Below are 11829 nucleotides of genomic sequence, written 5' to 3' on the forward strand. Positions count from 1 at the left end.
GAGGATCCACAGTGGACAAGAAGGTGCTGGTGGCGCTGGCGTCCGCCGCCGTGCTGGCCGCCGGATGCGGCAGCGGGGGAGACCAGCCCGCGCCGCCGTCGCAAGGACAGGGCGACGTGCAGACGGCCACGCCGATCAAGCACGTGGTGGTCATCTTCGGCGAGAACATCGCGTTCGACCACTACTTCGGCACGTATCCGAACGCGGCCAACACCGACGGCACGCAGTTCACGGCCGCGGCCGGGACGCCGCAGGTCAACGGGCTGACCCCGGAGCTGCTCACGCACAACCCCAACGCCTACCAGCCCAAGCGGCTGACCCACGAGCAGGCGATGACCTGCGACCAGGACCACGACTACAAGAAGGAACAGGCCGCGTACAACGGCGGCAAGATGGACAAGTTCGTCGAGAACACCGAAAAGGACAAGTGCACCGGCCAGCCGGTGCTCTTCGGCGAGCCCGGCCTGGTCATGGACTACTACGACGGCAACACCGTCACCGGGATGTGGAACTACGCGCAGCACTACGCGCTGAGCGACAACTCGTTCGACACCGTGTTCGGCCCGTCGACGCCCGGCGCGATCAACCTGATCTCCGGGCAGACGCACGGCGTCCAGGCCGTCGACTCGGTCACCGGCGAGCCCAAGGACGACCCGAAGGCGGCCGTCTCGCCCGACGCGGCCAAGGTCGGCACGATCATCGAGGACCCGGACCCGGCGTTCGACGACTGCTCGGACAAGAACCACACGGCCAAGGACAATCTGGCGGTCATGAAGGGCCGCAACATCGGCGACCTGCTCAACGACAAGAAGGTCACCTGGGGCTGGTTCCAGGGCGGCTTCCGGCCGACCACGCCCGGCGGCGGCGAGAGCGGGCACTACGCGGTCTGCGGGCAGTCGCACAAGAACGTCGGCGGGCAGTCCGTTGTGGACTACAGCCCGCACCACGAACCGTTCCAGTACTACAAGTCCACGGCCAACCCGAAGCACCTGCCGCCGAGCTCGCCCGCCGCGATCGGCAAGACCGATCAGGCCAACCACCAGTACGACCTGGCCGACTTCGACACCGCGCTCGGTGCGGGGAACCTGCCTTCGGTGAGCTACCTCAAGGCGGGCTCGTACCAGGACGGGCACGCAGGCTACTCGGACCCGCTCGACGAGCAGGAGTTCGTGGTCAACCAGGTCAACAAGATCCAGCAGTCGCCGCAGTGGGCGTCGACCGCGATCGTGCTCGCCTACGACGACTCCGACGGCTGGTACGACCACGTCGCCGGCCCGGTCGTCAACGGCTCGAATGACGCGAAGCAGGACTCGGCGATCTGCACCGCCCAGCCGGTCAAGCTCGGTGGTCACGCCGACCGCTGCGGTTACGGCCCGCGCCTGCCGCTGCTGGTGATTTCGCCGTACAGCAAGGTGAACCACGTCGACCACACGCTGACCGACCAGACCTCGGTGCTGCGCTTCATCGAGGAGAACTGGTCGACCGGGAAGATCGGCGACGCCTCGTACGACGAACTGGCGGGCGATATGCGGTCTATGTTCGATTTCGGCGCCGCTGCCGCGAAACCGCTGAAACTCGACCCCAAAACCGGCGCGGTCGCACCTTGATTTATTGATGGGTGTCATAGAAAACTTCATCGCGCACGCGCTCAGGTGACAAAGTGACGGCGGACCCAACGTCCTACCATTCCCGATGAGTCACGGGTAACAGCGTTTCGTGCCAGTTTTGCTGGGGGTGGGCCGCCGCTCACCCCCAGCAGGACAAGGGAGGAACCGTGAGTTGCGAGCCCGCCGCCTATCCGTTCAACAACTCCGAGGGACTGGAAATATCCGACATTTACGCGAAAGCGCGTGAGTCGGGAACCTTGCTCCGCGTTCAATTGGCTTACGGCGAACCCGCCTGGCTGGTGACCCGTTATGCCGACGCCCGTTTCGTCTATGGCGATAATCGATTCTCAAGGTCGATGGCCCTGGAGCGGGACCAGCCACGCCAGGTGCCGGAAACGCTCGACGAAGGCCTCATGTCGATGGACCCACCCGAGAACACCCGACTACGCGGCTTGGTGGCCAAGGCGCTGACGGCTCGCCGGGTGGAGCAGCTGCGGCCGTGGATCCGGTCACTCGCTGAGGGTTTGCTCGACGGGCTGATGGCGAAGGGTGACACCGCCGAGCTGGCGGTCGAGTACGGGCTGGCCTTGCCCGGCGCGGTCATCTGCGAGCTGTTCGGCGTTCCGAAAAGCGACCATGGCGACTTCATCAAATGGAGCAACGCCACGGTCTCGTCTGAAGGCCTGACCACCGAGCAGGCCGCGGAATACCGGGCGACCCAGTACGAGTACATGATGCGGGCGATCGCCGAACGCCGGGAACGGCCCACCGATGATTTGCTGAGCGGGCTGATCGAGGCCCGCGATGAGCAGGACAAACTCAGTGAGTTCGAGCTGGTGGCCTCGTCGCTGGGATTACTGTTCGGCGGTTATGAGACCGTCGCTTCGCAGATCCCGAATTTCACCTTGCTCCTGCTGGAAAACCCGGAGGAATGGCAACGGCTGATCGACGATCCCGGCCTGATTCCCAACGCGATCGAGGAATTGACGAGATTCGTTCCGCTCGGCACCGGAGCCAGTTTCGCGCGGTACGCCACCGAAGACGTCCGAATCGGGGATGTGCTGGTCAAACGCGGCGAACCGGTGCTCGTTTCGATCGGCGCGGCCAATCTCGACCCGGCGCAGTTCGACGAGCCCGGGGAGTTGCGCCTCGACCGCAAGCAGGTCCAGCACCTCGGGTACGGCCACGGGCCACATCATTGCCCGGGAGCCGCGCTCGCCCGGTGCGAGCTGCAGGAGGCGCTGCGCGCGCTCACCGTCAAGATGCCCAAGCTGCGGCTGGCGGGTGAGCTCGTCTGGAAGAAGGGAATGATGGTGCGCGCGCCGAAAGTGATGCCGGTGACCTGGTAGTGGCGTCCGGCTGTGGCGCGGTTCAAGTGCGGAGCGCCACAGCCGGACGTTTTTAGCGCGGGGTTTACGGCGAGGGCGGGCGCGTGGCATGTATCGTGACTCGAGTTGATCTAGTACGAGACCAGAGAGCGAGGTGAGCGGCACATGCCGGAAGACAGTTCTGGGAAGACCGCCCTCGCGAGGTTCGTACGCTAGGCGGTCTTCGTCCTGTCTGGCTGTCCGCACGCCAGAAAAGCGAGATTCGCCATGAACACCTTTGAAATGCTGCTGCGCGTGGCCACCGGAGTCGGCCTGGGCACCGTGATCGGCTTCGAGCGCCAATTCCGCGCGAAGATCGCCGGGCTGCGCACCAACGCGCTCGTCGCCGTCGGCGCGACGCTGTTCGTTTTGCTGTCCGCACACGGTTTCGGCGACGTGACCGGCCAGGGCAGCGCCGACCCGACGCGGGTCGCGGCGCAGATCGTGTCCGGGATCGGGTTCCTCGGCGCCGGTGTGATCATCCGCGACGGCATGAACGTCCGCGGCCTCAACACGGCGGCCACGCTGTGGTGCGCCGCCGCCGTCGGAGCCCTTGCGGGAGCGGGACTTTACGCGATCGCGGCCACCGGGACCGCGGTGATCGTCGGGGTCAACGTCGGCCTGCGTGCGCTGGGGCGCAAGGTCGACCGGAAGCCCGGCGACGAGTCCTGCGCTGAGTGAAACGGGATAAAGCGGGCTTTATCCCGGGAAAAGCACCCGGGATAAAGCCCGCTTTATCGTGATCTTTAGGCGTTGGTCATCTTGCGGAGGACGTACTGCAGGATGCCGCCGTTGCGGTAGTAGTCGGCCTCGCCCGGGGTGTCGATGCGGACGTCGGCGTCGAACTCGACCTTGGTGCCGTCGGACTTCGTCGCGGTGACGTGCACCGTGCGCGGGGTGGTGCCCTCGTTGAGCGCGGTGATGCCCGAGATGTCGAACGTCTCGGTGCCGTCGAGGCCGAGCGACGAGGCGGACTCGCCAGCCGGGAACTGCAGCGGGATGACGCCCATGCCGATCAGGTTCGAGCGGTGGATGCGCTCGAACGACTCGGTGATGACCGCGCGGACGCCGAGCAGCGAGGTGCCCTTGGCCGCCCAGTCACGCGACGAACCGGAGCCGTACTCCTTGCCGCCCAATACGACCAGCGGCGTGCCGGCGGCGGCGTAGTTCTGCGCGGCGTCGTAGATGAACGCCTGCGGGGCGCCGTCCTGGGTGAAGTCGCGGGTGTAGCCGCCCTGCACGTCGTCCAGCAGCTGGTTGCGCAGCCGGATGTTCGCGAAGGTGCCGCGGATCATCACCTCGTGGTTGCCACGACGGGAACCGTAGGAGTTGAAGTCCTTCTTCTCCACGCCGTGCTCGGTGAGGTACTGCGCGGCCGGGGTGCCCGGCTTGATCGCGCCCGCGGGGGAGATGTGGTCGGTGGTGACCGAGTCGCCCAGCTTCGCCAGCACGCGCGCGCCGGAGATGTCGGTGACCGGCGACGGCTCCGCCTTCATGCCGTCGAAGTACGGCGGCTTCCGGACGTAGGTGGACTCGGTGTCCCACTCGAAGGTCTTGCCCTCGGGGGTGGGCAGCGACTTCCAGCGCTCGCCGCCGTCGAAGACGTCGGCGTAGTCCTTGGTGAACATCTCCTGCGTGATCGCGTAGTCGATGGTCTCCTGGATCTCCTGCGCCGACGGCCAGATGTCCTTGAGGAAGACGTCGTTGCCGTCGGTGTCCTGGCCCAGCGGCTGGTTCTCGAAGTCGAAGTCCATCGTGCCCGCGAGCGCGTACGCGATGACCAGCGGCGGCGACGCGAGGTAGTTCATCTTCACGTCGGGGTTGATGCGACCCTCGAAGTTACGGTTGCCCGAGAGCACCGAGACGGCGGTGAGGTCGTTCTCCTGGATCGCCGCGGAGATCTCGTCCGAGAGCGGGCCGGAGTTGCCGATACACGTGGTGCAGCCGTAGCCGACCAGGTGGTAACCGAGCTTCTCCAGGTACGGCCACAGGTTGGCCTTGGTGTAGTAGTCGGTGACGACCTGCGAACCCGGCGCCATCGAGGTCTTGACCCACGGCTTGACCGACAGGCCCTTGTCGACGGCGTTGCGCGCGAGCAGCGCGGCGCCGAGCATGACCGACGGGTTCGAGGTGTTGGTGCAGGAGGTGATCGAGGCGATCACCACGGCACCGTGGTCGAGGATGAACTCGCCGCGGTCGGCCGAGCTGACCTTGACCGGCTTGCTCGGGCGGCCGGTGTGGCCGTTCGCCGCGGACTGCAGCTCGACGGCGTCCTCGTCCGCGAACGAGAGCGCGGCGGGGTCGCTGGCCGGGAAGCTCTCCTCGACGGCCTCGTCCACGTTGGTGTGCGGGGCGGGCTGCTCGTCACCGACGTAGTCGTGGATCGACTTGCGGAACGAGGACTTCGCGTCGGTCAGCTCGATGCGGTCCTGCGGGCGCTTCGGGCCCGCGATCGACGGGACGACCGTCGACAGGTCCAGCTCGAGATACTCGGAGAACTCCGGCTCGCGGGCCGGGTCGTGCCAGAGGCCCTGCTCCTTGGCGTACGCCTCGACCAGCGCGACCTGCTCTTCCGAGCGGCCGGTGAGCTTGAGGTAGCGGACGGTCTCCTCGTCGATCGGGAAGATCGCCGCGGTGGAGCCGAATTCCGGGCTCATGTTGCCGATGGTGGCGCGGTTGGCCAGCGGCACCGCGCCGACGCTCTCGCCGTAGAACTCGACGAACTTCGACACGACACCGTGCTTGCGCAGCATCTCGGTGATGGTCAGCACGACGTCGGTCGCGGTGACGCCGGTGGGGATCTCGCCGGTCAGCTTGAAGCCGACGACGCGCGGGATGAGCATGGAGACCGGCTGGCCGAGCATCGCGGCCTCGGCCTCGATGCCGCCGACGCCCCAGCCCAGCACGCCCAGGCCGTTGACCATGGTGGTGTGCGAGTCGGTGCCGACGCAGGAGTCGGGGTACGCCTGGCCGTTACGCGCCATGACCGTGCGCGCGAGGTGCTCGATGTTGACCTGGTGCACGATGCCGGTGCCCGGCGGGACGACCTTGAACTCGTCGAAGGCGCCCTGGCCCCAGCGGAGGAACTGGTAGCGCTCGCGGTTGCGCTCGTACTCGATCTCGACGTTGCGCTCGAACGCGTCGGCGCGGCCGAACACGTCGATGATCACCGAGTGGTCGATGACCAGCTCGGCGGGCGCCAGCGGGTTGACCTTGTCGGGGTCACCGCCGAGGTCGGTGACGGCCTCGCGCATGGTCGCCAGGTCCACGACGCAGGGGACACCGGTGAAGTCCTGCATGATCACGCGCGCCGGGGTGAACTGGATCTCGATCGACGGATCGGCCTTGGGGTCCCAGTTGCCGAGCGCGCGGATGTGGTCGGCGGTGATGTTCGCGCCGTCCTCGGTACGCAGCAGGTTCTCGAGCAGGATCTTGAGACTGTAGGGAAGGCGCTCGGCGCCCTCGACCTTGTTCAGCCGGAACACCTCGTACGAGGCGTCACCGACCTTCAGCGTGTCTCGTGCGCCGAAGCTGTCCTTGCTGGCGGGTGCAGTCACGTCTAACTCCAGTGGTGGCCAGGCGATGGCCGAGGTCAGTTCGGTTGTCTGGGTCTAAAGCCGTCTTGGTTCGGTGCAGGCCGTCGGGTCGGCCGTGACCGAGTGTTGCGTACCCCCACCGTAGGACCGGATGCGGGATGGCACACCTCGTCACGTCCCAAACAGTACGCCTGTACTTTTTGGAGTTCAAGTGTCCCCCTGATGGGGGTATTGAGGCTCACGGTGCGCGAGTTTCGGCTGTTACGTCTGGTAATGATGGGACGTTCGTGGCAATCTCTTGCTCCGAAAGTCTCAATAGGAGGTGGAGGGTTGTTGCCGCGAATGGGGCATGACCAGCGGGGACTGACACTGGCGGGGATCTGCCTGGGTCTGGTCCTGTCACTGGGCGTGCCCGGCCTGGCGGCGGCCGTCCCGCCCCCGCCGCCCAATCCGAGCGACGCGGAAATCAACTCCAGCAAGGCCGACGCCACCGCCAAGGCAGGCGAAGTGGGCAAGCTCACCAACCAGCTGGCGCAGGCCGAGCAGCGGCTGGCGGCGCTGCAGGACGACGTCGAGCTCAAGATGGAGCAGGCGAACAAGGCGCTCGTCGACATGCAGTACGCGCAGGACGAGGCGGACCAGGCCGACCGCGAGGCCCAGGCGGCGCGCAAGGAGTCCGACGCGGCCGCCGCCGAGATCGAGCGGGTGCGCACCGATCTCGACAAGTTCGTGGCCAGCAGTTATCAGCAGGGCAGCACGATCGGTTCGATCTCGGCCTACATCGGCGCCGACAGCCCGAAGGACCTGCTCGCCCGCGCTTCGCTGCTGAACTCCGTCGGCGGTGGGCAGCTCAAGGCGCTCGACGAGATGCGCCGGGCGCAGACGGAGAAGGGCAACAAGGACTCCGCCGCGCGCAAGGCGCTGGAGGTCGCACAGGCCAAGCAGGACGCCGCCCAGCGCGCCAAGCACAACGCCGACGCCGCGAAGGCCAACGCCGAGCACGCGCAGAACATCCAGGAGAACCAGAACTCCGCGCTCGAAGCCGACAAGCAGAGCGTCGAGCAGAAGCTGTTCGAGGCGCAGTCCAAGGTCACCGGCCTGCAGGGGCAGCGTCAGCGTTACCAGGACTGGCTCGCGCAGAAGCAGCGCGAGGACGAGGAGCGCGCCAGGCAGGCCGCGCTCGCGGCGAACAAGGGCGGTGGCGGCTCACCGCAGCCGCCGCGCGGCGGGAACGTCCCGCCCGCTTCCGGCAACGTCGAGGCCGTCATCGCGCGGGCGATGTCGCAGCTCGGCCGCCCGTACGCGTGGGGTGGCGGCAACGCCAGCGGCCCGACGCGCGGTATCCGCGACGGCGGCGTCGCCGACCGGTTCGGCGACTACAACAAGATCGGCTTCGACTGCTCGGGCCTGATGATCTTCGCGTTCGCGGGTGTCCGGTCGCTGCCGCACTACAGCGGCTACCAGTACACGTCGGGGCGGCAGGTCCCGCTTTCGCAGATGCGCCGCGGCGACATGCTCTTCTGGGGCGGGGGCGGCGGTATCCACCACGTCGCGCTCTATCTCGGCGGCGGGCAGATGGTCGAGGCGCCGCAGTCCGGTTCGTACGTCAAGGTCTCGGCCGTGCGCTACGGCGGGATCATGCCGTACGCGACCCGCCTGATCGGGTGACGACGGCCGGGATCGTCCTCGCCGGCGGCGGCGCCCGCCGCCTGTCCGGAGTGGACAAACCGCAACTGGTGGTCGGTGGGAAGGCGTTGCTGCGCCGGGCTGTCGACGCGCTGGCCGGTGTCTCGCCGATCGTCGTGGTCGGGCCTGAGCGTGAGGGTTACCCCGAGGTCGTGTGGACGGTCGAGGCCGAACGTGGCGCCGGTCCGGTGGCCGCGCTGGAGGCCGGGCTCGCGCGCGTGGGCGACGCGGAGTTCGTGGTCGTGCTCGCCGGTGATCTCGCCGCGGTCACGACGTCCACTGTGGACAGACTGCGGGCGGCGATCGGGGGCGACGACGGCGCCGTGCTCGTCGATCCGGACGGGCGGTTGCAGTGGCTGATCGGCGTGTGGCGGGTCGCCGCCGTGCGGTCCGCTTTGCCCGAATTGACCGGCGGTGCGTCGCTGCGCGCCGTTTTCGGCGGGCTTCGGATGGTCGGGGTGCCCTCAGAACCGGGGGAGAGCGCCGACATCGACACGCCCGAGGACTTGGACGGCTTCTCGGAGTAAGGCCCTTCACAGCCGTCATACCGGTGATCCGGTTGGCTTGACTGGCGCACCTTCCTGCTCTCGAACGGGTACGGTCGCACCGCAATCGGCCAAAAGATCTTTTCGCAGGAGGCACGAGTGACCGAGCCCGGCTACGCCGAGGGGGCCCAGCAGCCCGGCACACCGGCGCGGGACGCCCAGTTGCTGGAGCGGACGGTGTTCGAGGTCAAGCGGATCATCGTCGGGCAGGACCGGCTGGTCGAGCGCATGCTCGTCGGGCTGCTCGCCAAGGGGCACCTGCTGCTGGAGGGTGTGCCCGGCGTGGCGAAGACCCTCGCGGTGGAGACCTTCGCTCGCGTGGTCGGTGGCTCGTTCTCGCGGGTCCAGTTCACCCCCGACCTGGTGCCCGCCGACATCCTCGGCACCCGGATCTACCGCCAGGGCGCCGAGAAGTTCGACGTCGAGCTCGGCCCGGTGGTGGCGAACTTCGTGCTCGCCGACGAGATCAACCGCGCGCCGGCCAAGGTGCAGTCGGCGATGCTCGAGGTGATGGCCGAGCGGCACGTGTCCATCGGCGGCAAGACCTTCCCGATGCCCGACCCGTTCCTGGTGCTCGCCACGCAGAACCCGATCGAGAACGAGGGCGTCTACCCGCTCCCGGAAGCGCAGCGCGACCGGTTCCTGTTCAAGATCCTCGTCGAGTACCCGACGGCGGAGGAAGAGCGCGAGATCGTCTACCGGATGGGCGTGACGCCGCCGCAGCCGCACGAGGTGCTGAGCCCGAGCGAGCTGGTCCGGCTGCAGAACGTGGCTTCGCAGGTGTTCGTGCACCACGCGCTCGTCGACTACGTGGTCCGGCTGGTGCTGACCACGCGCACCCCGGCCGAGCACGGCCTGACCGATGTCGCGGGCTGGGTCTCCTACGGCGCTTCGCCGCGTGCGAGCCTCGGCATCATCGCGGCCTCGCGCGCGCTCGCGCTGGTGCGCGGGCGTGACTACGTGCTGCCGCAGGACGTCGTCGACGTCGTGCCGGACGTGCTGCGCCACCGGCTGGTGCTGTCCTACGACGCGCTCGCCGACGGGGTGCCGATCGACCACATCATCACGCGCGTGCTGCAGACGGTGCCGCTGCCGCAGGTCTCGGCCAGGCCGCAGCCCGGTGGCGGGCAGCCGGTCCCGGCTGGAGTGCCGGGCCGCTAGTGAAGACCGAGAAGGGCCGTCCGTCGTGGGCACCCCCGGTGCTGCGGGGGGAGCGGCTGGAAGCCGGGCTCAAGACACTCGAACTCGAGGTGCGGCGCAGGCTCGACGGGCTGCTGCAGGGCAACCACCTCGGCCTGGTGCCGGGGCCGGGGTCCGAGCCCGGCGAGGCGCGGCCGTATCAGCCGGGCGACGACGTGCGCCGGATGGACTGGGCGGTCACCGCGCGCACCACGACGCCGCACATCCGCGAGACGGTCGCCGACCGTGAGCTGGAGACCTGGGTGGTCGCCGACCTGTCGGCGAGCCTGGACTTCGGCACCGCGCTGTGCGAGAAGCGGGACCTGGTCGTCTGCGCGATGGCCGCGGTCGCGCATCTCACCGGAGGCGGGGGCAACCGGCTGGGCGCGTTGATCACCAACGGCTCCGACGTCACCCGGATCCCCGCGCGCGGCGGCCTGCCGCACGCCAGGGGACTGGTGCGCCGTGTCGCCGACACGCCGCGCGCGCCGGAAGGGGTGCGCGGTGACCTCGCCGCCGCCGTCGAGCAGCTGCGACGGCCGCCGCGTCGTCGCGGGCTGGCCGTGGTGATTTCGGACTTCCTCGGCGGGACGGAATGGCAGCGGCCGTTGCGGGCGCTTTCGGCGAGGCATGAGCTGATCGGCATCGAGATCGTCGACCCGCGTGACGTGGACCTGCCGGAGGTGGGCACGGTCGTGCTGGCCGACCCGGAGAGCGGCCGTCAGCGCGAGGTGCACGCGACCCCGTTGCTGCGCAAGGAATTCGGCGCTGCCGCGCACGCGCACCGGCAGGAGGTCGCGGCGGCGCTGCGGCGGGCGGGCGCGGCGCATCTGACGTTGCGCACCGACTCCGACTGGATCGCCGACATGGTGCGGTTCGTGGTGGCCCGTAAGCGGCGTTGGTCTGGGGGCGTGGCATGAGCATCACCGGATTCGCGGCGCCGTGGTGGTTCCTGCTGCTGCTCGCGGTCATCGCGGTGGCCGCCGGGTACGTCGTCTCGCAGCGCGTCCGTCGCAAGCGGACACTGCGGTTCGCCAACCTGGAGCTGCTCGAGAAGGTCGCGCCGCGCAGCCAGGGCTGGATCCGGCACGTGCCAGCGGTGCTGATCGTGCTGTCGCTGCTGGTGCTGACGGTGGCGCTGGCCGGCCCGACCGCCGAGCAGAAGGTCCCGCGCAACCGCGCGACCGTGATGCTGGTCGTGGACGTCTCGCTGTCGATGGAGGCGACGGACGTCGCGCCGAACCGGCTCAAGGCGGCCCAGGACGCGGCGACGGACTTCGCCGAGAAGCTCACGCCGGGCGTCAACCTCGGGCTGATCTCGTTCGCGGGCACGGCCACGGTCCTGGTCGCGCCGACGACGGACCGCCGAGGCGTCGTCAACGGCATCAAGAACCTGAAGCTGGCCCAGTCGACCGCGACCGGCGAAGGCATTTTCGCGGCACTGCAGTCGATCGAGAGCTTCTCGGCGGTCGTCGGCGGCGTCGACGGCCCGCCGCCCGCCCGCATCGTGCTGATGAGCGACGGCAAGCAGACCGTGCCCGAGGACTTGTACGCGCCGCGTGGCGCTTACACGGCTTCTCAAGCGGCGAAGCAGGCCCAGATCCCGATCTCGTCGATCTCGTTCGGCACTTCGCACGGCACGGTCGAGATCGAGGGCAAGACGGTCGGCGTCGAGGTCGACGACCAGTCGCTCAAGGAGGTCGCCAAGCTTTCGGGCGGCGAGTTCTACAAGGCGGCGACGGCCGAGGAGATCAAGCGTGTGTACGCGGACCTCGGCGAGCAGATCGGTTACGAGCTGAAGAACACCGACGCGAGCAGGCCGTGGGTCATCGTGGGCACATTGCTGCTGATGATCGCGGCGGGCGGCGCGTTGTTCCTCGGCCAGCGGCTTCCTTAGTCGTGAGTGGTA

Annotated in this window: 9 protein-coding genes; 8 read left to right on the forward strand and 1 reads right to left on the reverse strand. The window is 68.3% G+C overall.

Features of this window, described 5'->3' with window-relative positions:
- Positions 1-11: 11 nt before the first annotated feature.
- From BLV57_RS03245 to BLV57_RS03255, 3 genes are all read left to right on the forward strand, one after another.
- Positions 12-1607, forward strand: coding sequence for a phospholipase C (locus BLV57_RS03245; RefSeq protein WP_091286373.1), 1596 nt, complete (start codon positions 12-14; stop codon positions 1605-1607).
- Between the two features lie 356 nt (positions 1608-1963).
- Positions 1964-2956 (forward strand): cytochrome P450, encoded by a 993-nt coding sequence (locus BLV57_RS03250; RefSeq protein ID WP_245757130.1) that lies wholly within the window; start codon positions 1964-1966, stop codon positions 2954-2956.
- A 246-nt stretch (positions 2957-3202) separates the two neighbouring features.
- Positions 3203-3655 carry an MgtC/SapB family protein gene (locus tag BLV57_RS03255; RefSeq protein ID WP_091286377.1) on the forward strand — a complete coding sequence of 151 codons (453 nt, stop codon included), beginning with the start codon at positions 3203-3205 and terminating at the stop codon, positions 3653-3655.
- Between the two features lie 65 nt (positions 3656-3720).
- Here BLV57_RS03255 and acnA read toward each other — a convergent pair whose 3' ends face one another.
- Positions 3721-6531: an aconitate hydratase AcnA gene (gene acnA / locus BLV57_RS03260; protein ID WP_091286378.1), complete on the reverse strand. Its 2811-nt coding sequence runs from the start codon at positions 6529-6531 to the stop codon at positions 3721-3723.
- A gap of 321 nt (positions 6532-6852) precedes the next feature.
- On the opposite strand from acnA, the gene BLV57_RS03265 reads away from it, so the two are divergent.
- The 5 genes from BLV57_RS03265 to BLV57_RS03285 all read left to right on the forward strand — a co-directional run bounded on the left by BLV57_RS03265 (position 6853) and on the right by BLV57_RS03285 (position 11817).
- Complete coding sequence (locus tag BLV57_RS03265; protein ID WP_091286381.1) at positions 6853-8178, forward strand: C40 family peptidase; 1326 nt, start codon at positions 6853-6855, stop codon at positions 8176-8178.
- On the forward strand, positions 8175-8723 hold the full coding sequence (gene mobA, locus BLV57_RS03270) for a molybdenum cofactor guanylyltransferase (protein WP_091286383.1): 549 nt from the start codon (positions 8175-8177) through the stop codon (positions 8721-8723). Before BLV57_RS03265 ends, mobA begins: the two co-directional genes overlap by 4 nt.
- 117 nt (positions 8724-8840) lie before the next feature.
- Positions 8841-9902: an AAA family ATPase gene (locus BLV57_RS03275; RefSeq protein WP_091286386.1), complete on the forward strand. Its 1062-nt coding sequence runs from the start codon at positions 8841-8843 to the stop codon at positions 9900-9902.
- Complete coding sequence (locus tag BLV57_RS03280) at positions 9902-10840, forward strand: DUF58 domain-containing protein (RefSeq protein WP_091286389.1); 939 nt, start codon at positions 9902-9904, stop codon at positions 10838-10840. Before BLV57_RS03275 ends, BLV57_RS03280 begins: the two co-directional genes overlap by 1 nt.
- Positions 10837-11817 (forward strand): VWA domain-containing protein, encoded by a 981-nt coding sequence (locus tag BLV57_RS03285; RefSeq protein ID WP_091286391.1) that lies wholly within the window; start codon positions 10837-10839, stop codon positions 11815-11817. Before BLV57_RS03280 ends, BLV57_RS03285 begins: the two co-directional genes overlap by 4 nt.
- Positions 11818-11829: the final 12 nt, after the last annotated feature.

Source organism: Amycolatopsis xylanica, from assembly GCF_900107045.1.
Lineage (GTDB): Bacteria > Actinomycetota > Actinomycetes > Mycobacteriales > Pseudonocardiaceae > Amycolatopsis > Amycolatopsis xylanica.